The sequence below is a fragment of the Fictibacillus sp. WQ 8-8 genome (assembly GCF_024494405.1).
GTDB lineage: Bacteria > Bacillota > Bacilli > Bacillales > Fictibacillaceae > Fictibacillus_C > Fictibacillus_C marinisediminis.
Genome location: NZ_JAMXKG010000004.1, coordinates 244,391 through 270,914, shown reverse-complemented (window position 1 = coordinate 270,914; position 26,524 = coordinate 244,391). Strand labels below are relative to the sequence as shown.

The window sequence follows — 26,524 nt, the reverse complement described above, 5'->3', positions numbered from 1 at the left end:
ATGGATATCCAACATTACCTGCAAGGCAAAAGGCAGCTCATCAATGATCATCTCCCTTCCTTTTTAGCTGAAAAATCCATTCCTAGCCTATTAAAAGATTCCATGCTCTATTCGCTTCAAGCAGGAGGAAAACGGCTGAGACCCATCTTGACATTGGCTGTTCTTGATGCGTTCGGAAAGAATTCGGAAGCTGGTATTGAAGCCGCCTGTGCACTTGAGATGGTGCATACATATTCATTGATCCATGATGATCTTCCTTGTATGGATGATGATGATTACAGGAGAGGCAAGCCGACTAACCATAAAACTTTCGGAGAAGCGACAGCCATACTGGCAGGGGATGCACTGTTAACGTTCAGTTTTCAGATGATTGCTGGCAGCAGCACGTATACCCCCGAACAGAAAGTGGCCCTTCTTACCATTCTGTCAGAAGCATCCGGGGCAGAGGGAATGGTGGCCGGACAAGCTGTGGATATGGAATCAGAAAATCAGGAACTGACGCTTGAGGAACTGCAATCGATCCATGAAAGGAAAACTGGGCGATTGCTTGAAGCATCTGTTCTTTTTGGCGCTGTACTGGCAGATGCGGATGCTGAAGAATTCGAGCGCCTCGGAGTGTTTAGCCGGCATCTGGGAATCGCTTTCCAGATACAGGATGATATTCTTGATGTGACCGGCGATTCCCAGCTCATGGGCAAACAAGCCGGAAGCGATGAACATAACTATAAAAGCACCTATCCAAAACTTCTGACTCTTGAGGGAGCCAAGGTACAGCTAGCTCATCATATCAAGCTGGCTAAAGATAATCTTCGGAAAACAAAAGTGGATCCTGTCATACTTGAAGGGATCACGGATTATATTGTAAGTAGAAACCACTAGTGTTTCAGCCATATTGTTGGTACTCGAGATTTATGGTATGATAGAAAATACTTTGGAGTGGTGCAGTATTCTAGTCAGTCTCCCATTCTTGAAGGCGGGCCTAAAAATCCGCCAAAGGGCACATCGATGAAGTTCCTGGTGTTGGCTTGAGGCGCCCAGCCTTGGGTTAACGCTGGGAGTTAAGGTCGCAGGGCGATCCACAATGGCATGTGGGCGTTGACCCTGCTTCCGCGGAGACCCCCATCTTTACGGCTTGCGTTCTAATACCTTGCTGTGAAATGGGGTTTGAACCTGTTTATGTTCTGCGAACAGCGGAAACATGCAGCGTAGCCTGCCTTGAGTGGAGCTTGAGGGGATTATGGTCATAGGGACGATGGATGGTTGGCCGCCTGAAATCTGTTCATGCTATATGAAATCATCTCTGCAAAAGAGGCTAGGGAAATGGGGAAGGGCTGTTGAGGAAAACTCCTAGACTGTTCCCACCGACATTCAAAAAGGATTATAGTGCGGACTAAGTGGCAATCCAGTCTAACGTTTGGCGACATCGTTAAGGAGGAAGTAAAGGGAAACCGCGGAGATGGCGACATTTCCGTTTCCTCTTGGGAAAACCTACTGGACCTAAGCCGCAGCGTTTACTTTTTGAATGACCACTCCTATTACATAATTCAAATGGAACCTTACGTTTGATCTTGGCGTAAGGCGTTCATTATATTTAGGGGAATTTTATGAAACATTCTTTTCATAAATCGCTAAAATGGAGTACAGGCATTGCCGTTATCACGCTCGTGTTAGCGGCAATTTTTTCAGTAGCTTCCACCCTGCTGCTGAGTGGTGTATCATGGGGCATGGGTATGGTAATTGTGTTAATTATTGTTCTTATTGGGGTATTTTTTGATATCATTGGAGTAGCATCAACTGCAGCTAATGAAGTTCCCTTTCATGCCATGGCATCTGAAAAAGTGCCGGGTGCCAGACATGCCATACTAATTACAAGGAATGCTGACAGGGTAGCCAATTTCTGCAATGATGTGATTGGAGATATATCAGGCATTATTAGCGGGACGGCTTCGGCCGCGGTAATTGTTGAATTGACAATGAACCTTGGGCGTGGAGAAGGAACGGTGTTTGAACATACAGTTTCCATCTTGTTTACCGGGATTATTGCGGCTATTACGGTTGGAGGAAAAGCGTTCGGAAAATCATATGCGATCCATCATGCCACAGCCATTATTTTTCAAGTGGGCCGTTTAATATATTTTTTTGAGGAAAAATTAAAGATTAAACTATTTGATACTTCTTCTAATAGAGGAAAGAGAAGGAATTAAATTGGAAAGTGAGGATTTTCCATGAAACTGGAAGATATTCAAAACCCTCAGTTCTTGAAGTCCTACGATCAAGAACAGCTTATGAAGCTTGCGCAGGAGATCCGACAATTTTTAATCAGCAAGCTCTCTGTTACAGGCGGGCATCTCGGTGCCAATCTTGGGGTAATAGAACTGACACTTGCCCTTCATAAGGTTTTTGACAGCCCGAAGGACAAGCTTATCTGGGATGTCGGCCACCAGGCTTATATCCACAAAATGCTGACAGGCAGAACATCGCAATTTGATACATTGCGCCAATATAAAGGTTTATGCGGATTTCCGAAACGAGTTGAAAGCGAACATGATGTCTGGGAAACAGGACACAGTTCTACTTCCTTATCAGCTGCTATGGGGATGGCCATTGCCCGTGATCTAAAAGGGACAGATGAAAAAGTAGTAGCCGTTATTGGAGATGGCGCTTTGACAGGCGGTATGGCTCTTGAGGCACTGAACCATATCGGGCACGAGAAGAAAGATCTGATCGTCGTTTTAAATGACAATGAGATGTCCATTGCCCCGAATGTCGGTGCTCTGCACAGTGTGCTCGGCCGCATGAGGACAGCTAAGAAATACAATAAAGCAAAGGATGAACTGGAATCTCTGATCCGCAAAATCCCTGCTTTTGGCGGAAAGCTCGCAGCAACTGCTGAAAGGGTGAAAGACAGCCTGAAATACATGCTTGTGTCAGGAATGTTCTTCGAAGAACTGGGATATACCTACCTTGGCCCTGTGGACGGACATGACCTTTCTGATCTGGAAGAAAACCTTCGTTATGCGAAAAAGACAGAAGGACCTGTTATTGTCCACGTATTGACGAAAAAAGGCAAAGGCTATAAACCGGCTGAACAGGATCTTACGGATCATTGGCACGGAGTTGGGCCATATAAAATTGAATCCGGAGAGAAGATTAAAGCGAAACAGGCTGCTCCTTCTTACAGCAAACTCGTCAGTGATACACTGAGTACGTTGTCAGAGACTGATGAACGGGTTGTGGTGATCACACCTGCCATGATCTTAGGCTCACAGCTTCAAGGGTATGCTCAAAAGTTCCCTGACAGGCTGTATGATGTTGGGATTGCAGAGCAGCATGCCATGACGATGGCTGCAGGGCTCGCTACTCAAAACATGAAGCCCGTGCTTTCCATCTACTCTACATTCCTGCAGCGGGCGTATGATCAGCTCGTACATGATGTGGCGAGACAAAATTTAAATGTGATCTTAACCATTGACCGTGCAGGACTTGTTGGAGCTGATGGTGAAACCCACCAAGGCGTTTTTGATATAGCGTTCATGCGCCATATTCCAAACCTGGTGATCGCTATGGGGAAAGATGAGAATGAACTTCAGCATCTTGTCCATTCCGCGGTGAATTACGATGATGGCCCGATTGCAATTCGGTTCCCACGAGGAAACGGACTCGGAGTTGAATTAGATCCTGAGTTGGAAGAGATTCCAATCGGAAGCTGGGAAGTATTGAAAGAAGGAAACGAAGCCGTCATTCTTACATTTGGAACAACGGTTCCGATGGCATTGGAAGCTTGGGAAATCCTTGCAAAACAAGGTGTTTCCGCAAGGGTGATCAACGCCCGCTTCATCAAGCCCTTTGACCATGAGATGATGATGGGAATCCTTCGTGAAGGGTTGCCGATCCTCACAATCGAGGAAGCAGTCCTGCAAGGCGGTTTCGGCAGTGCAGTTCTTGAGTATGCCAACGAGCATCAGTTCTACTCATCTATGGTAGACAGGATGGGGATACCGGATTGCTTCATTGAGCATGGGAGTGTAACAAAGCTGCTTGAAGAGATCGGGATGACGACAGAAGCGGTTGTAGAACGGACGAAGAAGCTCGTTCTAGAAAAAAAGAAAAAGGGTCTATATACATGAAGAAAGAACGAATCGACGTTTTGCTTGTTGAACGGGGTTTGAGTGAGACGAGGGAAAAAGCAAAACGTTCAATAATGGCCGGGCTTGTCTATTCGGGAAGCGAGCGATTAGACAAACCGGGTTTAAAGATCGATATTGAAGCTCCTCTGGCGGTAAAGGGCAATGCACTGCCATACGTGAGCAGGGGTGGTTTAAAGCTTGAGAAAGCGATCAAGGTATTCAGCTTGAACCTTGAAGGAAAAATAGTTCTGGATATCGGGGCATCCACCGGTGGGTTTACCGATTGTGCCCTCCAAAATGGGGCGAAGTTTGTATATGCCCTTGATGTCGGATACAATCAGCTTGCCTGGAAAATCAGACAGGATGAACGTGTAGCTGTAATGGAAAGAACAAATTTCAGGTACGTCAAACCAGAGGATCTTGCCTTTGGTCTGCCGGAATTTGCTACGATTGATGTTTCGTTCATTTCGTTAAAACTAATTCTGCCTGTTCTTAAGACCATCTTAAAACCGGGCGGAGAGGTCATGGCTTTGATCAAGCCTCAGTTTGAAGCCGGGAGAGCGGATGTTGGCAAAAAAGGAATCGTACGAGATCCTGCTACCCACGAACGGGTTATCGGAGAAATCATCCGATTTTCCCGCAACGAAGGCTACAGTGTTAAGCATCTTTCTTTTTCTCCTATAACTGGCGGGGAAGGAAACATCGAATTTCTTGTTCACTTAAAGTCTGAAGAAGAAACAGCAGATACCTTTCAAGAGGAAGATATTGCGAAAGTCGTTTCGGAAGCTCACCTTCAATTCAAAAAAACAGATGCAGAAGAATAAATAAACAATGGCCCGTATTACAAATCAGTGATACGGGTTATTTTTTTGCTCATAGTGGTTATTGTAAGAATAGAGAAAAAATGTACAAGTACCGGACAATATTATAAGATAAGAGCAGATGACTTAAGAATTTGGGCTCCAATTGATATTAAATGAGGTGAAAGACGTGAACAAAGGCCAACGTCATATTAAAATAAGAGAAATCATTACACATAAAGAAATTGAGACACAAGATGACCTGGTCGAGCAGCTTCGCAATGCTCATTTTAATGTGACACAGGCTACGGTTTCCCGTGATATTAAAGAACTGCATCTTGTAAAAGTGCCGATGTCAGACGGAAGATACAAATACAGCCTGCCTGCAGATCAGCGTTTCAACCCGCTGCAAAAGCTAAGGCGGACACTGATCGACAGCTTTGTAAGCATCGACCAGGCTGATCACTTAATTGTTATGAAAACGCTGCCCGGTAATGCCAACGCGATTGGTGCCTTGATCGATAATCTGGACTGGGAAGAGATTATGGGAACCATCTGCGGTGATGATACGATTCTGGTAATATGCCGTTCGAAAGATGTTTCTCCCGACGTGTCACAGCGGTTTCTTGACATGCTGTAAAATCAATGGGTTTCTAACCTCAAAAGCTTAAAAAGTAAGGTGTGATGTAATTGCTGGCAGAATTAAGCATCCGCAATTTTGCGATTATTGATGCATTAACCATCTCCTTCAATAAAGGGCTCACCGTGCTAACCGGGGAAACTGGTGCCGGTAAATCCATAATTATTGATGCCATCGGTCTATTGATCGGAGGGAGAGGTTCCTCAGAGTTCGTACGCTATGGAACACCAAAAGCGGAGATTGAAGGGTTATTTTTAGTGGATGCTCCTCATCCCGTTTTTTCAAAAGCTGAAGAATTGGGGATCGATATACAGGATGGAATGGTCGTTTTAAAAAGGGACATTATGGAGTCCGGCAAAAGTGTATGCAGGATTAACGGGAAGCTTGTGACGCTGTCACTTTTAAAAGAATGCGGGCAATCTCTGGTTGATATCCATGGGCAGCATGAGACACAATACTTAATGCAGCCTGAGATGCATCTTTCGTTGCTCGACAGCTTTGGCGATGATGATATGGAGCTTCTCGTCAGCCAATATCAATCCGTCTATTATGAATATAAGGATTTGAGGAAGCAGTTAAGAAATCTGACAGAAAACGAACAGCAGATGAACCAAAGGGTTGATCTGATCCAGTATCAGCTTGAAGAAATCAACAGCGCCGAACTATTGCCCAATGAAGATGAAGAACTGCAGGAGGAGAAACTGAAGCTCGGGAACTATGAGAAGCTTTTTAACAGCCTTCAGGATTCTTATCAGTCGCTATATGGTGAACAGAAAGGGATTGAACACGTTTCTGTCGCATTGAGCCATCTTCAGAATATTTCCCATCTCGATGATGAGCTGAACCAGCTGCAGGAGAATGTGGCAAATCATTTTTATGCACTGGAAGAAGCGGCTTTTTCCATCCGTAACTATTTTGAAACCATGGAATTTGATTCGGCAAGACTGGATTTTATAGAGACGAGATTGAACGAAATCAGCAAGTTGAAACGAAAATATGGCAACACTGTAAATGAGATATTGGAATATGCATCTAAGATTGAAAAAGAATTAGATATTCTGCAGAATAAGGACGGCAATATCGAAGCAATAAGACAGCAGCTTCAAAAACAGGAAAAACTCCTTCAGAAACATGCTCAAAAGCTTAGTAAAAAAAGAAAGAACCTTGCCGAGCGCCTGACTTCTGAAATTCTTCAAGAATTAAAAGAACTGTATATGGAGAAGACTGTGTTCGACATTAAGATTACTTCATTGCAACATGAAGCCGAGCAATTGCGTGAACAGGATTTCGGTAAATACGGCTCTGATCAAGTGGAGTTCTTCATCTCCACTAACCCTGGAGAACCATTGAAGCCGCTGGCAAAAGTGGCTTCTGGAGGAGAGCTTTCCCGTGTTATTCTAGCGCTGAAATCCATCTTCTCACATCATCAGGGAATTACTGCAATTATATTTGATGAGGTGGATACAGGGGTAAGCGGGCGTGTCGCACAAGCGATTGCTGAAAAAATCTTCCGGGTCTCAGAAGGTTCCCAGGTGCTTTGTATTACTCATCTTCCGCAGGTGGCAGCCATGGCAGATACTCATTTGCATATCTCCAAAGAAACGTCGAAGAAAAGGACGACGACACATGTCGTCTCACTGGAAACAACACAAAAAGTCAATGAGATCGGAAGAATGATCTCCGGAGTTGAGATCACAGAGCTGACAAAACAGCATGCAAGGGAACTGCTTGATCTTGCCGAAGAAATAAAAAAAACATCATAAGCGTTAAAGTCATTTTGGGCATTATACGTATGTAAAGCTATCCATTTAAGGATAGCTTTTTCTTTTTAAGCGGTTATAATCTTACAGTTCTAAGGCAAAATTAGTAGTACAGCCATGTTGGAGGTGTGGGTAAGGAGCGAGGAGAGTGAAAGATGGTTAAAGATAAATTAAGGCGGATTTTAGGTGTGATTCTCCTTGGTTGCCTGGTGGGAATTGGTTTCCTTGAGCCGGTCCAGGATTATGTAGGCCTGCCTTCAGCCCTAAAGGTGTTTAAAGGTCAGGATCGTATCGTTTCCAACCTTCCTGCGGGAACTGAGGTTGCTTCAGCAAAAGGAACAAATGCAATCTTTTCAATAGGCAAATCGAGTGGCGGACACTCATTTTCAGTCAATGCTCATGAGGATGGTGATTCTGTGGTCACGCTCGAAGCAGGAGGCTTTCCGGTGAAAAAAATGGGGATAAGTGTATTGCCGGAATTGAAAGTGGTGCCAGGGGGACAATCAATTGGGGTTAAACTGAATACCTTAGGTGTTTTGGTCGTAGGCCATCATCTTGTAGATACTAAAAAAGGACAAAAATCACCAGGTGAAATCGCAGATATACAAGTTGGTGATATTATTACTAAAATCAACGGTGAAAGCATTGCAAAAATGGGAGATGTTGCCCCATTTGTAAGAAAAGCCGGTAAATCAGGCGGCATGCTAGATGTAACAGTGATCAGAAACAAAAAAACGTACCATCGAACATTACAGCCGCTCCAGGATAAACACGACTTATCTTATCGTATCGGGTTATATATCAGAGATTCTGCTGCAGGAGTCGGAACACTGACGTTCTTTCATCCTCAGTCACATAAGTATGGAGCACTTGGCCATGTGATCTCAGATATGGATACGAAGCAGCCGATAGTCGTGAACAAAGGAGAAATTTTAAAATCAACCGTTACTTCTATTGAAAAGGGAAGCAATGGTCATCCTGGCGAGAAATTAGCGCGTTTTTCTGACGAAAATGAAAGCATTGGAAGTATCTCGAGAAACAGTCCATTCGGTATATTTGGAAAGCTGAATGACGGTTTATCAAACGGACGGTGGGATAAACCCCTGCCGGTTGCTTTTTCTGATGAAGTAAAAGAAGGACCCGCCAAGATCCTGACGGTCGTTAACGGAACGAAAGTACAGGCATTCCAAGTGGAAGTTGTCAGTTCAGTTCCTCAAAAGTTCCCTGCAACAAAAGGGATGGTTATAAAAATTACCGATCCGAAGCTCTTGAAAACAACAGGCGGAATCGTTCAGGGGATGAGTGGGAGCCCGATCATCCAGAACGGAAAGCTCATTGGTGCGGTTACTCATGTGTTTGTAAATGATCCGACTTCAGGGTATGGTGTTCATATTGAATGGATGCTGGATGAAGCAGGTATAAATATATATGGAAAACAAAAGCAGAAGGCGAGTTAAAAGCAGCCTCTGCTTTTTTTCCATCAAAAGGAAAACCTTCTCCTTTTCATAGACATTTGAATGAATATTTTATACAATACATAGTAGATAAAGAAAATTCGACAAGCGTGGTTAAGAAAACTGATATAGTGTCGAAAATCTAAGATAATTGAAGAGAAAATGTGATATATTAACCAAAATTAAAAATTTGAGAAAAAATAAAGGGAAAACAGGTTTTTTGTGGAAATCTTATAAGAGAAACGAAGAAAATGTTGGATAGGGAGGAATATCCGTGCAAAAAATAAAAGTTTGTTTAGCGGACGATAACCGTGAATTAATTAGTTTGTTAAAAGAATATTTGGCAAATCAGGATGATATGGAAGTGATTGGTGTCGCTTTCAATGGTCAGGAGTGCCTGAACGTCCTTGAAGATAAAAATCCTGATGTCCTTGTACTGGACATTATCATGCCTCATCTTGACGGGCTTGCAGTACTTGAAAGAATTCGTTCAAACGATCATCTTCCGCAGCCAAACGTCATTATGCTGACGGCATTTGGCCAAGAGGACGTAACAAAAAAAGCAGTGGAACTTGGTGCTTCTTACTTCATATTGAAACCGTTTGATATGGAAAATCTCGCTAGTCAGATTCGCCAGATCAGCGGAACGGGAAAGTCTTTTGTACAGCGTCCATCAACTGCTCGATCAGCAGCATTAAATACAATGAAACAGCCGCGGAATCTTGACGCGAGCATCACGAGCATCATCCACGAGATTGGGGTTCCTGCCCATATTAAAGGATACATGTATCTGCGTGAAGCCATATCAATGGTATACAACGATATTGAATTGCTAGGATCCATTACAAAGGTCCTCTATCCTGATATCGCTAAAAAGTTCAATACAACCAGCAGCCGAGTCGAACGTGCGATCCGCCATGCTATTGAAGTAGCGTGGAGCCGAGGCAACATCGACAGTATTTCATCCCTGTTCGGTTATACGGTGTCCATGTCAAAAGCAAAACCGACCAATTCTGAGTTTATCGCCATGGTCGCAGACAAGCTGAGAATCGAACATAAATCCAGTATGACCGTTTAAATTAACGCCCTGGCTTTGGGAATAGGGAGAACGAACTTGCTTCCTAGCCTTTGAATGTATACCTCCTTATTCCGCAGAAGACTCCGCAAGAGTCTTCTGTTTTTGTGTGCAATAAAAAATAGTCCACGGAAGAATAGTTCTTCTGCGGACTATTTTTTTTGGAAACGGGTCTGAACTTTATTTCTTTTTCGGTCACGGTAAAATACAAAGCCGGCTACAAATGACAGACCGCAGACAAACAGGATGAAACCGGCCGCAAACTGAAGCCACAGGACACCGAATCCGTAATGAATGCCAAACAAAACATCTCTCATTAATTTTATTCCGACTACACCAGCAATTCCCGGGATCACCATAATGAGCAGAGCAATTAAACGTTGCATGGTTGTCCTCTCCTTTTACTCCTTCATTTTACTGCAGTTGTAGTTGGGTGTCGAATGAAAATCCCAATCTTGCAAACCTTTTCATAAAAACGTATGATTAGGGTGTGAAAATAATTGCAAAACTAAGGAGCTGGGTATGCAAAAAGCAGTTATTTACGGGACAGGGGAGCATCTTGAGTCTCTGGTACTTCTTTTGGCTTCGTCCCGCGTGATTCAAATCAGTGCCATAATTTTAAGATCTTCTGCTTCTGAAGGATTAAATCGGCTGGCAGAGCAATTTAATATCCCGATCGAAGACAGCTTGGATGGAGCTGCTGACCGTTCTGTTGATTTTTTGATCGATTTTACCAATCAACTGCCAAGACAAATGGCAATGCTTCATTTTGGGGATCGGGTCAGTATTATCCCATCCTCAATTGCCTGGGAGTTCTGCCAGACGCTGTCTGCGAGTGAACATTATATCCCTTCTTATAAAAGCAAACTCCATAAGATTAATACTATACTTGATTCGACACATGATGGAATGATTGCTATTAATGAAAATTTATCTGTCACTTTATTTAATAAGAGTGCAGAAAAAATGACGGGGAGCAAGAAAGAAGATGTACTTGGCCATCCTGTGCATGAAGTGATCCCCAACAGCCAGCTGCCTAGAGTAATGTCCGATGGCAAGGAAGAAATCAACCAGGAACAAATACTGGACAATGGCACAAAAATTATTACAACCCGAATTCCGATTATTGATGATTTTGGCAACAAGATGGGTGCATTTGCAGTATTTAAGGATATCACCGAAATGATTGATCTTGCAGAGGAAGTCACCAATCTGAAAAGCATCCAGTCCATGCTTCATGCGATTATTCAGTCTTCTGAAGAAGCAATCTCGGTTGTTGATGAAGAAGGAAAAGGGTTGATGATTAACCCTGCCTATACGAAGCTTACCGGACTAACATCAGAAAAAGTGATCGGAAAGCCTGCTACGATTGATATCTCTGAAGGTGAGAGTATACATATGCAGGTCCTTAAAACGAGAAAGCCTGTCAGAGGTGCCCGGCTAAAAGTTGGGCCGCAGCGGCGCGATGTTGTCGTCAACGTGGCACCTATTATTGTAGACGGTGTGCTAAAGGGAAGTGTCGGCGTGATCCATGATGTATCGGAAATTAAATCCCTTACTGAGGAGCTGAGCCGTGCCCGACAAATTATCCGTACACTTGAAGCTAAATATTCCTTTGAAGATATAAAAGGTGAGTCTGAGGAAATGAAATTTGCCGTCGAGCAGGCCCGTCTGGCCGCTTCAACACCCGCAACCGTACTGCTGAGAGGAGAATCTGGAACAGGGAAGGAACTTTTCGCCCACGCCATCCATAATGGGAGCAGCAGAAAGTACAATAAATTTATCAGGGTCAACTGCGCTGCCATATCAGAATCCCTCCTTGAAAGTGAGCTGTTCGGTTATGAAGAAGGAGCTTTTTCTGGCGCATTGCGCGGAGGGAAAAGAGGGCTGTTTGAAGAGTCCAACGGAGGAAGTATCTTTCTGGACGAAATCGGTGAACTGGCTCCAGCCATGCAGGCCAAACTGCTTCGAGTGCTTCAGGAAAAGGAAATAAGGAGAGTAGGTGGAACAAAGTCCGTTCCAATAAATGTAAGGGTCATTGCGGCCACGAACATTAACTTGGAAAGGAAAATTGGTGAAGGTGCTTTTCGGGAAGATCTCTATTACCGCCTGAACCGGATGCCGATTTATATTCCACCTTTACGTGCCAGAAAACAGGATATCCGGCTATTGGCAAGCCACCTTATCCATAAGCTCAATCAGGATTATGGAAAAAATATTGAGGAAATAACAAATCAAGCTGAAGAAATACTAAAACAGTATGAATGGCCGGGCAATGTCAGGGAGTTGGAGAATGTTCTCGGAAGAGCGATGATTCATATGGATCATCATAAACAATCCATCAGCTCCAGCCATATTGATCTGCCATCGCTGGATAAAACTGAGGATCAAAAGTCTCGGCCAATACTGGCTGGAGAGTTTAAACCCTTAGCGCTGCAGATGGAAAAAGTTGAAAGAGACATCCTGCAGGATACGTTAACTAGTGTCCAGGGCAATAAAACCAAGTGCGCAAAAGCACTCGGCATTTCATTGCGAAGCCTCTACTACAAACTTGAAAAGTATGGAATAAGCCAGGATGAATGAAAATGCATGCAATTTTGTTCACGGTGTGCAATTATATTCATAGGAAAAATAACAATTTAGCCATTTAAAAGGGGGAAACAGTTGGCACGGTTCTTGCATGGTAATAGAAGGGTGGCAAAGGGAGGCTGAACATTGAAACTAGAACATCTGCTGAACTCCATTTCAACGGAATCAAAAAAAGTAGTGGCAGTTGCCGCTGCTGAAGATGAAGAAGTCATTCTGTCAGTGAAGCAGGCCTATGAAAAAGGGGCTGCATCATTTATCCTTGTTGGAAATAAAGAAAAAATCCAATTTTTGCTACAGCGAAGTAAGCTTGAGCAAAATGAAGAGCTTCAGATTATGGAGGCAAAACCTAAAAACGCTGCACTTGAAGCTGTGAAAGTGGTTAGCAGCGGTCAAGCTGACATCGTGATGAAAGGACTGATTCCTACAGCTGACCTGCTTAAAGCAGTCCTTCACAAAGAAAACGGGCTGCGGACGGGTAAGATTCTGTCACACGTCGCTGCCTTTGAAGTTCCGGGCTATGATCGGCTGCTGTTTGTAACCGATTCAGGAATGAATATTGCTCCAGATCTTCAGCAAAAAGCGCAGATCATCGAGAACGCCGTGCAGGTTGCAAGAGGTATCGGAGTGGAAATGCCTAAGGTTGCGGTCTTGGCGGCTGTTGAATCCGTGAACCCGGCCATGCAGGCAACGCTGGATGCGAGTGCTCTGATGGTGATGAACAAGAGAGGACAAATCAGCGGGTGTATCGTCGATGGTCCCCTTGCATTGGATAATGCCATTTCAGTAAAAGCGGCTGAACACAAAGGCATATCCAGCGAGGTTGCAGGGCATGCCGATGTACTGGTTGTTCCTGCGATCGAGACAGGCAACGCTTTGTATAAATCACTTATCTATTTTGCAAATGCCAAAGTGGGAGCAGTTATCGCAGGTGCCCGTGCACCAATCGTTCTGACTTCCAGAGCGGATACGGCTGAAAGCAAGCTGTACTCTATTGCTCTTGCTGTAAAATCACTTGAAAAAAATAACAACAACCAGGAGGAAAAATAAAATGGAACTATTCAAATACATGGAAACTTATGATTATGAGCAAATGGTGGTTTGCCAAGATAAACAATCAGGATTAAAAGCCATTGTTGTTATTCACGATACAACACTTGGGCCAGCATTAGGCGGGACAAGAATGTGGACGTACAACACTGAAGCAGATGCATTTGAAGATGCACTTAGACTCGCACGCGGTATGACTTACAAAAATGCGGCTGCAGGTCTGAACCTTGGCGGCGGAAAAACGGTTATTATCGGCGATCCGAAAAAAGACAAGAATGAAGAAATGTTCCGTGCGTTCGGACGTTTTATTCAAGGTCTTAACGGCCGATACATTACAGCTGAGGATGTAGGTACAACGGTTGAAGACATGGATATCATCTACCAAGAAACACCATTCGTAACAGGTGTCTCACCTGCTTTCGGTTCTTCAGGCAATCCATCACCAGTTACAGCTTACGGTGTTTACCGCGGAATGAAAGCGGCAGCCAACGAAGCGTTTGGCACGGATTCACTTGAAGGGAAAGTAATTGCAGTTCAAGGTGTGGGACATGTTGCCTACAATCTTTGCCGCCATTTAAACGAAGAAGGCGCACAACTAATCGTTACAGATATCAACAAAGAAGCGGTTGACCGTGTCGTTGAAGAATTTGGTGCGAAAGCCGTCGACCCTGACGAAATCTATGGAGTTGAATGTGACATCTTTGCACCATGTGCATTAGGTGCGATCATCAACGACCAAACGATCGGCCAGATTAAGGCAAAAGTCATCGCGGGTGCCGCAAACAACCAGCTTCGTGAAACACGTCATGGTGATGCGATCCACGAAATGGGAATCATTTATGCTCCTGATTATGTAATCAATGCGGGCGGTGTTATCAATGTAGCAGATGAATTGAATGGCTACAACCGCGACCGTGCAATGAAAAAAGTTGAGACAATCTATGACAACATTGCGAAAGTTATCGAGATTTCTAAACGCGATGGTATCCCGACTTATTTGGCAGCTGACAGGCTCGCTGAAGAACGAATTGAAAGAATGCGCAATTCCAGAAGCCAGTTCCTTTTGAACGAACGTCATATCCTGTCCAGCAGGACCCGCTAATCTCGGTTTGAACATTGGAGGTTTATATGGTGCCTACAAAAGAATATCGCTTACTCGTCATCAATCCAGGATCAACCTCTACCAAAATCGGGATTTTCGACAATGAACGTGCTGTTTTTGAAAAAACTATACGGCATGACAGCGACAGTATCAATAAATTTGAAAATATTATCGATCAATATGAATTTCGAAAAAATACAATTCTCGAAACCCTTGATCATGAAGGAATCAACATTTCTAAATTAAGTGCGGTAGTAGGGCGCGGCGGTTTGCTGCGTCCCATCGAGGGCGGCACGTATCATGTTAATGATCTGATGCTTGCGGATCTTAGAAAGGGCTATGCGGGAGAGCATGCTTCTAATCTCGGCGGGATCATCTCATACGAAATCGCATCCGGACTAAACATTCCATCATTTATTATTGATCCTGTTGTCGTCGATGAGATGCAGCCGCTAGCGAGAGTCTCGGGAATCCCAGAGATTAAGCGGAAGAGTATTTTTCATGCATTGAACCAAAAAGCTGTTGCAAGAAGGGTATCCTCTCTACTTGGTAAGCCATACTCTAGCCTTAGGCTCATTGTTACGCACATGGGCGGAGGAATTACCGTTGGTGCTCATTTTTACGGCAAGGTTATTGATGTAAACAACGGTCTTCACGGCGAAGGTCCATTCTCTCCTGAAAGAGCCGGAACCGTTCCAGTCGGAGATTTAGTGGAATTATGCTTTTCAGGCGAATACTATGCCGATGAGATCATGAAGAAACTGGTCGGACAAGGCGGCCTTGTCGGATACCTTGGCACGAATGATGCAGTAAGGGTCGAAGCGATGATCGCGAATGGAAATGAAGAAGCGGCGCTGATCTACGATGCGATGGCCTACCAGGTGGCAAAGGAGATAGGCGCTTCCAGTACCGTATTAGGAGGGCAAGTTGACGCGATCATCATTACCGGAGGACTAGCTTACGGCAAGGAATTTGTGAAAAAGATTACAGAACGTGTAGAATGGATTGCTGATGTTATCGTTCAGCCCGGTGAAAATGAGCTTCAGGCTTTGGCCGAAGGAGGGCTTCGCGTATTAAAGGGCGAGGAAGAAGCCAAAGAATATCCTGCATCAGATGTTTCTGTCCGAACGAATTAAAGTGATAAAGGAGAAACAGTATGGCAACTGATTTTGATTTAGTCATCCTCGGCGGAGGTACAGGCGGCTATGTTGCAGCCATCCGTGCAGCTCAAATAGGCAAAAAAGTAGCGATAGTGGAAAAAGGATTGCTTGGCGGAACTTGCCTTCATAAAGGGTGTATTCCAAGCAAAGCCTTGCTGCGAAGTGCAGAAGTTTATTCTACTTCTAAAAAAGCAGCTGAATACGGTGTTTCCATTGAAGGTGTGTCCCTTGATTTTAATAAAGTACAGGAACGCAAACAAAAAATTGTTGATCAGCTTCATAACGGTGTAAAGCACCTCATGAAAAAAGGAGACATTCAAGTCTTCGAAGGGACAGGCCGTATCCTTGGGCCATCCATTTTTTCTCCGATGCCTGGAACCATTTCGGTTGAATTTAACAATGGAGACGAGAATGAAATCCTCATTCCGCAGAATGTTATTGTAGCGACTGGATCCAGGCCTCGTACACTGCCTGGGTTAGAGATTGACGGCACATTGGTCATGTCTTCAGATGATGCACTGAAAATGGAGACTCTTCCAGCATCCATCCTGATCATCGGAGGCGGAGTAATCGGCATCGAATGGGCTTCCATGCTCAATGATTTCGGTGTCGAAGTTACGGTTGTAGAATATGCGGCCAGAATCCTTCCGACAGAAGATGAAGAGATTTCCAAGGAAGCTGCGCGCATCTTGAAGAAAAAAGGAATCAAACTTGTTACAGGTGCGAAAGTTCTTTCAGAAACGCTGAAAAAAGAAGAATCTGTTCAGATTGATGCTGAGCATAAAGGCGGAACGGCATCGTTTTCAGCAGAAAAAATTCTTGTTTCCGTTGGACGCCAGGCAAATGTGGAAGGAATTGGCCTGGAGAACACAGCGATCAAAGTAGAAAAAGGGTTTATCGAAACAAATGAATATTACCAAACGGCAGAAAGCCATATCTATGCCATCGGAGATGTTATCGGTGGGCTGCAGCTTGCTCATGTGGCATCACATGAAGGCATTGCAGCAGTTGAGCATCTTTCCAACCAGAACCCGCACCCTATTGATTATTCCATGATCTCTAAGTGTATTTACTCCAGCCCGGAAATGGCGAGTGTGGGATATACGGAAAAGGAAGCGAAAGAGAAAGGGTATACTGTAAAGGTCGGAAAGTTTCCGTTCAAAGCAATCGGTAAGGCTCTTGTTTATGGAGAATCAGACGGATTTGTTAAACTTGTAGTGGATGAAGCAACGGACGATCTTTTGGGAGTCCATATGATTGGACCGCACGTTACCGATATGATTTCTGAAGCAGGTCTGGCGAGAGTTTTGGATGCTACACCATGGGAGATCGCCCAGACTGTTCATCCTCATCCTACACTTTCTGAAGTGTTCGGCGAAGCAGCGCTTGCCGTCGATGGAAAAGCGATTCATTTCTAAAAATAGGAGGGATCTATCATGGGCGAAAACCGCCATGAAAGACTTGGTTTAACGGACGAAAAAGTCCTTGAAATGTATAGAACGATGCTGATGGCCAGAAAAATCGATGAGCGTATGTGGCTGTTGAACCGTGCTGGTAAAATCCCGTTCGTTATCTCTTGCCAGGGGCAGGAAGCAGCACAGGTCGGAGCCGCGATGGCGCTGGACCGTGAAAAAGATTTCGCATTGCCGTATTACAGAGACATGGGAGTCGTCCTTTGGTTTGGGATGACTGCAAAAGACTTGATGCTTTCAGGTTTTGCAAAAGCAGAAGATCCTAACAGCGGCGGAAGGCAGATGCCGGGTCACTTTGGAGGAAAAAAATATCGAATCGTTACAGGTTCTTCCCCGGTTACGACTCAAGTTCCACACGCTGTCGGTATGGCACTTGGCGGAAAACTTGAAGGAAAAGATCTTGTTACATTTACCACATTTGGAGAGGGTTCTTCCAATCAGGGAGATTTTCATGAAGGCATCAACTTTGCCAGTGTTCACAAACTTCCTGTTATCTTCATGTGTGAAAATAATAAATACGCCATTTCTGTACCGATCCAAAAACAGCTGGCGTGCAAAAATGTTTCAGACCGTGCTTTAGGCTATGGCATTCCTGGTGTTACCGTAGACGGAAACGATCCGTTGGCTGTATATGAAGCAGTAAAAGAAGCTGCAGACCGCGGACGCCGCGGAGAGGGTCCAACATTGATCGAAGCCGTGTCATACAGGCTGACTCCTCACTCCAGTGATGATGATGACCGTGCCTATCGTACAAGGGAAGAAGTTGAAGAAGCAAAGGCAAAGGATTCGATCTTTACGTTTGCTCAATATCTAAGAGATGCAGGCGTTCTAACTGACGAGTTTGAGAAGCAATGCCATGAAGAAATTGCAGCGATCATTGATGAAGCAACTGATTATGCAGAAGCAGCGCCGTATGCAGACCCAGAATCTGCAATGCGCTTTGTTTATGCAGAGTAAGGGGGAGAAACCATGCCGATTATTTCCTATATAGATGCAGTAACACAGGCGATACGAGAAGAAATGCAACGGGATAAAAAAGTTTTTGTGGTTGGAGAAGACGTTGGAGTCCGCGGAGGAGTGTTCCGTGCCACTGCTGGATTGATAGAAGAGTTTGGTGAAGATCGAGTAATTGATGCTCCATTGGCGGAGTCCGCGATTGCAGGCGTAGGAATTGGTGCAGCGATGTATGGCATGCGGCCTATTGCTGAAATGCAGTTTGCTGATTTCATCATGCCTGCTGTAAACCAGATTGTTTCCGAGGCTGCGAAGATCCGTTACCGTTCGAACAATGACTGGACATGTCCGATCACTATCCGCGCTCCGTATGGCGGCGGGGTTCATGGTGCTCTGTACCATTCTCAGTCAGTCGAAGCATTGTTCGCTAATGTTCCTGGACTTAAGATCGTGATGCCTTCGACTCCTTATGATGTAAAAGGCCTTCTGAAAGCTGCGATTCGTGATGAAGATCCTGTTCTATTCTTTGAACATAAACGCGCTTACCGTTTGATTAAAGGTGAAGTTCCAGAAGAAGAATATACACTGCCGATCGGCAAAGCCGATGTTAAACGTGAAGGTGATGATATTACGGTCATTACATATGGCTTATGTGTACATTTTGCTCTTCAAGCAGCAGAAAAGCTTGAGAAAGACGGAATTTCCGCTCATGTCCTTGACTTAAGGACCGTATATCCTCTTGATAAAGAAGCGATTATTGAAGCTGCTTCAAAAACAGGCAAAGTAATGTTATTGACTGAAGATAATAAAGAAGGAAGCATTATGAGCGAAGTTTCTGCTATTATCGGTGAACATTGCCTCTTTGAACTGGACGCACCGATTAAACGTCTTGCAGGGCCTGATGTGCCTGCAATGCCTTACGCTCCAACGATGGAGAAGTATTTTATGGTGAATCCAGATAAGGTAGAAAAAGCAATGAGAGAACTTGCTGAATTCTAAAACAGCACTCTAGCAGGAGGGTGAATAAATGGCTACGGAAAAAATCTTAATGCCCCAGCTCGGGGAGAGCGTTACAGAAGGAACAATCAGCAAATGGCTGGTACAGCCTGGTGATCATATAAAGAAATACGATCCGCTTGCTGAAGTAATGACCGATAAGGTAAATGCAGAAATTCCTTCTTCATTTACTGGAGTTATTAAAGAATTGTCTGCTCAGGAAGGCGACACACTCGCTGTAGGCGAGTTGATCTGTTATATCGATACGGAAAGCGGGACAGCGGAAAAAAGTAATGATCAAGCAGCACCGGCAGCTTCTTCTTCTGATAAAAAAGAAGAAGGAACGGCGACTGCTTCTGCAGAAACTGGGCTTCCTAAGCGGGACAAATCTGAGAAAAACCGTTTTTCTCCAGCTGTCCTTCGAATAGCGGATGAACATAACATTGATCTGAACCAAGTGGAAGGTACCGGAATGAATGGCCGGATTACCCGCAAAGATTTAATGAAATTGATTGAATCCGGTAATATTCCGGCACAAGGAACAACACCGGCTCAAGCTCCGATTCAGGAGGCAGCAAACGTCAAGGCCCCAGAACCACAGGCGGCTCCTCAAACTGAAGCACCAAAACCAGCAGCATCGGTTGAAAGCCAGCCTGGCGATATTGAGATTCCAGTTACAGGTGTAAGAAAAGCGATTGCTGCCAACATGGTGAGGAGCAAACACGAAGCTCCTCATGCGTGGACGATGGTCGAAGTAGATGTTACTAACCTGGTGTCTTACCGCAATGGCGTGAAAAACGATTTTAAATCAAAAGAAGGCTACAACTTAACGTTCCTGCCTTTCTTTATCAAAGCTGTCGTCGAATCACTGAAAGAATTCCCTCAATTGAATTCCATGTGGGCGGGCGATAAGATTATACAGAAGAAAGACATTAACATTTCTATCGCTGTAGCGACCGATACTGCACTTTACGTTCCTGTTATCAAACAGGCAGATGAGAAGAGCATCAAAGGTATAGCGCGTGAAGTGAAGGAACTGGCAGATAAAGTCCGTACGAACCGTTTGGGCGCTGATGATATGAAAGGCGGCACGTTCACTGTCAATAATACCGGCTCTTTTGGATCTGTCATGTCTACACCGATTATTAATTACCCGCAGGCAGCGATTCTTTCGGTAGAATCCATTGTCAAACGTCCGGTTGTTATAAATAACGGTATGATCGCAGTCCGTGATATGGTTAATCTTTGTTTGTCACTTGATCACCGCGTACTTGACGGACTTGTCTGCGGAAGGTTCCTTGCCCGTGTTAAAGAACGCTTGGAAAATATTTCGAGTGAAACAACATCTATTTATTAAAAAGAGGTTTATGTGGGAATGAAAAGGGTAAGTAAGAAGTATCAACACCTCCATACCCCATAACCCCCTAAAGAAAAGACGCTTGGGTAAGCGTCTTTTCTTTGTATTCATAGAGAAAACGGGTAAAATAAAGGCAGAAAGGGGAGGTCAGCAATGAATTTAAATTTTAACTTTTTCATGAATGATGCCGTTGAATCAGCACGAAAAGAAATCGTAGAGGCTGGATATACGCAATTAACAACGCCTGAAGAGGTAGATGAAGCACTAGCTAAAAATGGAACAACGTTGGTTATGATCAATTCTGTATGCGGATGCGCAGGCGGTATTGCCAGGCCGGCTGCTTCTTATTCAGTTAAGCAGGGTATCCGCCCGGATCATCTCGTTACCGTTTTTGCCGGACAGGATAAGGAAGCGACAGAGAAAGCGCGTTCTTATTTTACCGGTTATCCTCCTTCTTCCCCATCCTTTGCGCTTCTAAAAGATGGAGAAATTCAAACGATGGTACAAAGACACGAAATTGAAGGCGAAGAACCGATGGAAGTTGTCAATAAATTAATCAGTGCGTTTAATACCTATTGCAAATAAACATTTAAGACCCATTCTCTTTTAGAGAATGGGTTTTATTATGCACTATCATGAATAGAAATACATTCGGAATTATCTAAAAACTAATATCACTCACTTTTTGTGTTAAAATACATTATATTGAATAAATATGAATGCATAAATTTTATAGAGACACTTTTTAAGAAAGTTGGGGGATATAATGCTAAAAAGAACCTATGTATTGCTTTCACTTGCGCTATTGATCATTTTCAGTGCAGTGGGGGCTGTATTGCCAATGGGCGAGCACCAGGCTTTAGCAAAAGAAAAACATAAAAAAACACTGGTGATGGGAACATCTGCCGATTATGCGCCTTATGAGTATATCGATACGACCAAAGGCAACAAAATCATTGGTTTTGATGTGGATGTGGCTAATCACATCGCGGACAAGCTTGGCTATAATCTCGTCATAAAAGATATGGATTTTAACGGTCTGGTTCCTGCACTTGATTCAAAGCGGGTCGATTTCGTCATGGCTGGCATGACGCCGAATGCAGAGCGGAAGAAGAAGGTGGATTTCTCAAACACCTACTATCAAGCTAAGCAGCTGGTCGTTACAGATAATCCTAAAATTAAAACGATTCAGGATTTAAAAGGAAAAACAATTGGTGTCCAGCTAGGTTCCATCCAAGAAAATGAAGCGAAAAAAATTGCTGATAAAGTGGACAAGGTTCATATTGAAAAAAGAAATAAAGTTCCTGACCTTGTACAGGAAATTATGTCTAAAAGATTTGATGGAGCCGTTATTGAAGACGGAGTCGCTATTGAATATCTAAATAAAAACTCAGATTTAAGTGCTTTTGAAATACCTGATTCCGCATCTGCCGGTTCTGCGGTTGCGCTTCAAAAAGGAAGTAAGCTGACGGATGATTTTAATCAGCAGATTGCGCTGATGAAAAAGAATGGCGAGCTGGATAAAATCGCCAAGAAATGGTTTGAGCCGAAATCTAAGAAAAAAGCAGAGAAGAAATCGATTGTTGACTTTTCAACCATCATGCCATCTGTACCGTATATTTTAAAAGGGATATTAACGACCCTGAAATTTGTGGTTGTGTCCATTCTTTTAGGCTTTGTGCTTGGTACGATCCTTTCTCTGTGCAAAATAAGCAAAGTGAAAGTGCTTCGATGGGGAGCAGACGCTTATACATCCATCTTCCGTGGAACACCGCTTATTCTTCAGCTGCTGATTATCTATAATGCGACACCTCAGCTGACAGGATATAAAATCGAACCATTTCTTGCAGGTGTACTGACCTTTGGATTGAACTCAGCGGCTTACGTTTCCGAAATCATCAGGGCCGGAATCAATGGAGTTGATAAAGGGCAGCGTGAAGCTTCTATGGCGCTTGGGGTCTCCTATGGTTCAATGATGAGACAGATCATCCTTCCTCAGGCCTTGAAGAACATTCTGCCGGCACTAATGAATGAATTTATTACACTAACGAAGGAATCAGCCATCATTGCGGTGATTGGTACGACAGATATCATGAGGCGCGCACAGATTGTCGGGGCGGATACGTACCGTTATTTTGAGCCTCTGATAACTGCAGGAATCATCTATTATCTGATGGTAATGGCATTAACTGTTCTGGGACGCATGCTTGAAAGGAGAATGAGCCGCGGTGATTAAAATCGAAAATCTTCATAAAACATTTGGGAAAAACGAAGTATTAAAAGGCATTTCCACTGAGATCGGACAAGGCGAGGTCGTTGCGATCATCGGCCCTTCCGGTTCAGGGAAATCGACCTTCCTCCGATGTATAAACATGCTTGAAGAACCGACGGATGGAAAAATCTTATTCAAGGATCAGGAGGTAACTGCCCAAGCATCTAAAATCCAGCAAGTCCGAAAGAAGATCGGGATGGTGTTTCAGCATTTTCACCTCTTTCCGCATATGACTGTAATGGACAACTTAACGTATGCACCGGTTACCGTTAATAAAGTTTCTAAACGTGAGGCAGAAGCAGCTGCCCGAGAGCTTCTTAAGAGAGTCGGTCTTGCTGATAAAGAAGCCGAATATCCAGGCAGGCTTTCCGGTGGCCAGAAGCAGCGTGTAGCGATTGCAAGAGCTCTCGCGATGAATCCGGAAGTAATGCTCTTTGATGAACCTACTTCTGCTCTTGATCCTGAGATGGTAAAGGAAGTACTGGACGTCATGAAATCCCTTGCTCAAAGCGGGATGACCATGGCCATCGTTACTCATGAGATGGGCTTCGCCAAGGAAGTGGCGGACCGTGTTATATTTTTGGATGACGGTGTGCTTGTGGAAGATGCTGAGCCGGCTGAATTTTTTGAACAGCCAAAAACAGAAAGAGCGAAATCCTTTCTTGAAAAAGTATTATAAGAGGCCTTTTCAGGTCTCTTTTTTTGCTTCTTTCTATGTGCATGTCAAAATTCTTTCTGCCGCATGCTAAACATGAGATAATCGTTGCGAGTACAGCAGGAAAGGAAGGCTAATATGCCAGCAATCAAAATCGGCTACAGGACGGTAAAGACAGCAATCGGGACGGCTCTTGCTATCGGCATCGCTCAGTGGTTGGGTCTGGAATTCTACAGCTCCGCAGGAATATTAACAATTCTTTGTGTTAAAGTGACGCAGAAACGGTCCTTGATCAGTTCCTGGGAACGGTTTGCGGCATGTATCATCGGTATATTGTTTGCCGCCGTTTTTTTCAATGTTCTAGGTTATCATCCATGGAGCATCGGGCTGCTGATCCTGCTGTTTATCCCTGTCCTTGTTGCCTTAAACCTTAAGGAAGGCATCATTACCAGTTCGGTTATCATTCTTCATCTGTATACACTGGAATACCTCAGCTGGAAAGCGGTAGGGAATGAAGTTGCCCTGATTTGTATCGGAATAGGCATGGCCCTTATTGTCAACTTGTATATGCCAAGCATGGAACATACCGTAAAGAAGATCCAGTCGGACCTCGAGGAACAATTCAAATCCATCTTTCTTGAGTTTCGGGACTATCTGTATGACCATAACCATCTCTGGGACGGGCATGAGATCACTAAAGCGGCTCAGCTGATCGATGAGGGGAAGGATCTTGCTTTCCGCGATGTGGAGAATCATACGGTACGCTATGAAAATGAATATTACCTTTATTTCAGGATGAGGGAAAAGCAGCTTGAACTGATCGAGAGGATGATGCCGATCCTTTCATCTATTGATCAGAGATATATGCAGGGGTACATCCTTGGGAATTTTTTCAATGAATTGAGTGAAGCCGTACATCCGGGCAATACGGCAGTCATCTATCTTGATAGTATTGAAAAATTGAGAAGCAAGTTCCGAGAGATGGATTTGCCGAAAGACCGGGAAGAATTTGAGACAAGATCGAAGCTGCTTCATCTTTTAAATGAGATTGAGCGCTACTTGCAGATTAAGAAAAGCTTTAAGAAAAGTGATATTTAGTGCAAAAAAAATAAGCCGCAAAGGCTTATTTTTTTTGGTTTTTATTAGAACAATGCACTTATCCCCGTCAGCAGGGTTGTCAGCAGCAAGGAGCCAAGCATGATAAAGACTATGGTTTTTATTAATTTTCGAGACATCATTACCCTCCTTATCCAATTATTATTGTACAAGGAATTGAACAGTGTAACAAGATTTCCTTCCATCTGTCTATAATTTTAGCAATTTTGGCAGGAAAAAGCGTTTTCAAAAAGAAAGTAATGTAAGAAAGAAAATGTCGAATGATAGGTTATAGGAGGCAGCCATATGAGCAAGCATCAGGAGAGAGTAAATAATTGGAAGCTGGCAACAGAGAAAAGCATGCAGCGGTTTCCAGAACGAAAGCAAACATTTGAAACGAGTTCAAAGTTTGAGATCGACAGGCTTTATGGAGCAGAAACAGAAGATTACGATATAGAGAAACTTGGATTGCCTGGCGAATATCCCTATACTAGGGGTATACAGCCAACGATGTACAGGGCCCGTTACTGGACGATGAGGCAATATGCCGGCTTCGGTTCTGCTGAAGAGACCAACAAGCGGTTCCGCTACCTGTTAAAACAAGGGCAAACGGGCCTTTCCGTCGCCTTTGATCTTCCTACCCAGATCGGCTATGACTCTGATCATGCGATGTCCAAGGGAGAAGTAGGGAAGGTAGGGGTTGCCATCGATTCATTGGAAGATATGGAAGCGCTTTTACGGGATATCCCGCTGGATCAGGTCAGTACTTCGATGACAATCAATGCACCTGCATCCGTCTTGCTGGCAATGTACATTGCTGTGGCAGAAAAGCAGGGTGTTTCTTCGGAAAAAATATCCGGTACGATTCAGAATGATATTTTAAAAGAGTACATTGCGAGGGGAACGTATATTTTCCCTCCTAAGCCCTCTATGCGCCTCATCACGGATATATTTGCATATTGCAAGGAACAGGTACCGAAATGGAACACCATAAGTATATCAGGCTACCATATCCGCGAAGCCGGGGCGAATGCTGTTCAAGAGCTGGCATTTACGATCGCCAATGGAAAAGCGTATGTCGATGCAGCGTTGGAGGCCGGATTGAACATCGATGATTTTGCACCGAGGCTGGCGTTTTTCTTTAATGCCCATAATCAGTTCTTTGAGGAAGTCGCCAAGTTCAGGGCAGCCAGAAGAATTTGGGCCAAACTTATGAAAGAACATTATCAGGCAAAGAACCCGAAGAGCTGGCAGCTTCGTTTTCACACCCAAACAGGCGGTTCTACGCTGACGGCCCAGCAGCCAGATAACAATATTGTCCGTGTAACCATTCAGGCGCTGTCAGCCGTAATGGGAGGCACTCAAAGCCTGCATACGAATTCGAGGGATGAAGCACTCGCCCTACCTACCGAGGATTCTGCGAGAATCGCGTTAAGAACTCAGCAGATCATCGCCCATGAGAGCGGGGTGGCGGATACGGTGGATCCTCTGGCCGGATCTTATTATGTGGAGCACCTGACGGATGTCATGGAGGAAGAAGTCAAACTTTATCTTGAAAAAATAGAATCACTGGGCGGAGCAGTGGCTGCCGTTGAACAAGGCTACATGCAGCGTGAAATTCATCATACGTCTTATGAAATACAAAAGGCGATCGAAAAAGGGGATGAAGTCATCGTAGGCATGAATTCATTCACGGTTGAAAATGAAGTCCAGCCTGAACTATTAAGAGTCGATCCAACACTGGGGGAGAAGCAAAAAGAAAAGCTGAACCGTCTGAAGTCTGCGAGGGACCACGACCGAGTGAGCGCTCGGTTGGATGCGCTGCGCCAAGGTGCTCAAGGAGCAGAAAATCTTATGCCGCTCATTTTGAACTGTGTGCGTGATTATTGCACGATCGGAGAGATCTGCGGCATCCTTCGGGAAGAGTTTGGAGAATTTACAGGAATATAGACAGACAGGAGTGGGAAGA

At 44.2% G+C, this 26,524-nt stretch carries 23 protein-coding genes; 21 read left to right on the top strand and 2 right to left on the bottom strand.

All coding sequences use genetic code 11. The features are described 5' to 3' along the window. The 8 genes from M1K46_RS10890 (at position 1) to spo0A (ending at position 9,859) form a co-directional block, all read left to right on the top strand. Positions 1-879 carry a polyprenyl synthetase family protein gene (locus M1K46_RS10890; RefSeq protein ID WP_091004715.1) on the top strand — a complete coding sequence of 293 codons (879 nt, stop codon included), beginning with the start codon at positions 1-3 and terminating at the stop codon, positions 877-879. 725 nt (positions 880-1,604) lie between these two features. After that, entirely contained in the window at positions 1,605-2,204 is a 600-nt protein-coding gene (locus M1K46_RS10885) for a hypothetical protein (RefSeq protein WP_256226015.1), read from the top strand. A gap of 21 nt (positions 2,205-2,225) precedes the next feature. Continuing rightward, positions 2,226-4,127, top strand: coding sequence for a 1-deoxy-D-xylulose-5-phosphate synthase (gene dxs, locus M1K46_RS10880; protein WP_062235099.1), 1,902 nt, complete (start codon positions 2,226-2,228; stop codon positions 4,125-4,127). After that, complete coding sequence (locus M1K46_RS10875) at positions 4,124-4,951, top strand: TlyA family RNA methyltransferase (protein ID WP_062235102.1); 828 nt, start codon at positions 4,124-4,126, stop codon at positions 4,949-4,951. The genes dxs and M1K46_RS10875 overlap by 4 nt, the downstream gene beginning before the upstream one ends. A 166-nt stretch (positions 4,952-5,117) precedes the next feature. After that, entirely contained in the window at positions 5,118-5,567 is a 450-nt protein-coding gene (ahrC, locus tag M1K46_RS10870; RefSeq protein WP_053357937.1) for a transcriptional regulator AhrC/ArgR, read from the top strand. Positions 5,568-5,617: 50 nt separating this feature from the next. Continuing rightward, entirely contained in the window at positions 5,618-7,330 is a 1,713-nt protein-coding gene (gene recN / locus M1K46_RS10865; RefSeq protein ID WP_062235105.1) for a DNA repair protein RecN, read from the top strand. 152 nt (positions 7,331-7,482) lie between these two features. Next, a complete protein-coding gene (gene spoIVB, locus M1K46_RS10860) occupies positions 7,483-8,784 on the top strand; it encodes a SpoIVB peptidase (protein ID WP_256226014.1) in 1,302 nt (433 codons plus the stop codon). Positions 8,785-9,055: 271 nt separating this feature from the next. Next, complete coding sequence (gene spo0A / locus M1K46_RS10855; RefSeq protein ID WP_256226013.1) at positions 9,056-9,859, top strand: sporulation transcription factor Spo0A; 804 nt, start codon at positions 9,056-9,058, stop codon at positions 9,857-9,859. A 149-nt stretch (positions 9,860-10,008) separates the two neighbouring features. On the opposite strand, the gene M1K46_RS10850 is transcribed toward spo0A, so the two are convergent. Next, on the bottom strand, positions 10,009-10,242 hold the full coding sequence (locus M1K46_RS10850) for a DUF2627 domain-containing protein (RefSeq protein WP_256226012.1): 234 nt from the start codon (positions 10,240-10,242) through the stop codon (positions 10,009-10,011). A gap of 136 nt (positions 10,243-10,378) precedes the next feature. Here M1K46_RS10850 and M1K46_RS10845 point away from each other — a divergent pair, with 136 nt between their 5' ends. From M1K46_RS10845 to M1K46_RS10785, 12 genes are all read left to right on the top strand, one after another. After that, entirely contained in the window at positions 10,379-12,439 is a 2,061-nt protein-coding gene (locus M1K46_RS10845) for a sigma-54 interaction domain-containing protein (protein WP_062235113.1), read from the top strand. A 132-nt stretch (positions 12,440-12,571) separates the two neighbouring features. After that, positions 12,572-13,492: a phosphate butyryltransferase gene (yqiS, locus tag M1K46_RS10840; RefSeq protein ID WP_256226011.1), complete on the top strand. Its 921-nt coding sequence runs from the start codon at positions 12,572-12,574 to the stop codon at positions 13,490-13,492. Position 13,493: 1 nt separating this feature from the next. Then, positions 13,494-14,594, top strand: a complete 1,101-nt coding sequence (gene bcd, locus M1K46_RS10835; RefSeq protein WP_256226010.1) for a branched-chain amino acid dehydrogenase — start codon at positions 13,494-13,496, stop codon at positions 14,592-14,594. 26 nt (positions 14,595-14,620) lie between these two features. Further along, entirely contained in the window at positions 14,621-15,730 is a 1,110-nt protein-coding gene (gene buk, locus M1K46_RS10830; protein WP_256226009.1) for a butyrate kinase, read from the top strand. 20 nt (positions 15,731-15,750) lie between these two features. After that, on the top strand, positions 15,751-17,172 hold the full coding sequence (gene lpdA / locus M1K46_RS10825; protein WP_256226008.1) for a dihydrolipoyl dehydrogenase: 1,422 nt from the start codon (positions 15,751-15,753) through the stop codon (positions 17,170-17,172). An 18-nt stretch (positions 17,173-17,190) separates the two neighbouring features. Then, the gene (locus M1K46_RS10820; protein ID WP_053357947.1) at positions 17,191-18,183 is read left to right on the top strand and encodes a thiamine pyrophosphate-dependent dehydrogenase E1 component subunit alpha; all 993 of its coding nucleotides are present in this window, start codon (positions 17,191-17,193) and stop codon (positions 18,181-18,183) included. 12 nt (positions 18,184-18,195) lie between these two features. Further along, the gene (locus M1K46_RS10815) at positions 18,196-19,179 is read left to right on the top strand and encodes an alpha-ketoacid dehydrogenase subunit beta (protein WP_062235130.1); all 984 of its coding nucleotides are present in this window, start codon (positions 18,196-18,198) and stop codon (positions 19,177-19,179) included. 28 nt (positions 19,180-19,207) lie between these two features. Further along, positions 19,208-20,533, top strand: coding sequence for a dihydrolipoamide acetyltransferase family protein (locus M1K46_RS10810; protein WP_062235133.1), 1,326 nt, complete (start codon positions 19,208-19,210; stop codon positions 20,531-20,533). Positions 20,534-20,686: 153 nt separating this feature from the next. Further along, positions 20,687-21,118: a BrxA/BrxB family bacilliredoxin gene (locus tag M1K46_RS10805; RefSeq protein ID WP_053357950.1), complete on the top strand. Its 432-nt coding sequence runs from the start codon at positions 20,687-20,689 to the stop codon at positions 21,116-21,118. 181 nt (positions 21,119-21,299) lie between these two features. Continuing rightward, positions 21,300-22,769 carry an ABC transporter substrate-binding protein/permease gene (locus M1K46_RS25630; protein WP_305584809.1) on the top strand — a complete coding sequence of 490 codons (1,470 nt, stop codon included), beginning with the start codon at positions 21,300-21,302 and terminating at the stop codon, positions 22,767-22,769. Next, on the top strand, positions 22,762-23,484 hold the full coding sequence (locus M1K46_RS10790; protein WP_256226007.1) for an amino acid ABC transporter ATP-binding protein: 723 nt from the start codon (positions 22,762-22,764) through the stop codon (positions 23,482-23,484). The genes M1K46_RS25630 and M1K46_RS10790 overlap by 8 nt, the downstream gene beginning before the upstream one ends. A 114-nt stretch (positions 23,485-23,598) precedes the next feature. Beyond that, complete coding sequence (locus M1K46_RS10785) at positions 23,599-24,558, top strand: aromatic acid exporter family protein (protein ID WP_256226006.1); 960 nt, start codon at positions 23,599-23,601, stop codon at positions 24,556-24,558. Between the two features lie 44 nt (positions 24,559-24,602). On the opposite strand, the gene prli42 is transcribed toward M1K46_RS10785, so the two are convergent. After that, complete coding sequence (gene prli42, locus M1K46_RS10780; RefSeq protein ID WP_156316366.1) at positions 24,603-24,695, bottom strand: stressosome-associated protein Prli42; 93 nt, start codon at positions 24,693-24,695, stop codon at positions 24,603-24,605. Positions 24,696-24,861: 166 nt separating this feature from the next. Between prli42 and M1K46_RS10775 the strand changes: the two genes are divergently transcribed. Continuing rightward, a complete protein-coding gene (locus tag M1K46_RS10775) occupies positions 24,862-26,505 on the top strand; it encodes an acyl-CoA mutase large subunit family protein (protein WP_256226005.1) in 1,644 nt (547 codons plus the stop codon). Positions 26,506-26,524 lie beyond the last annotated feature (19 nt).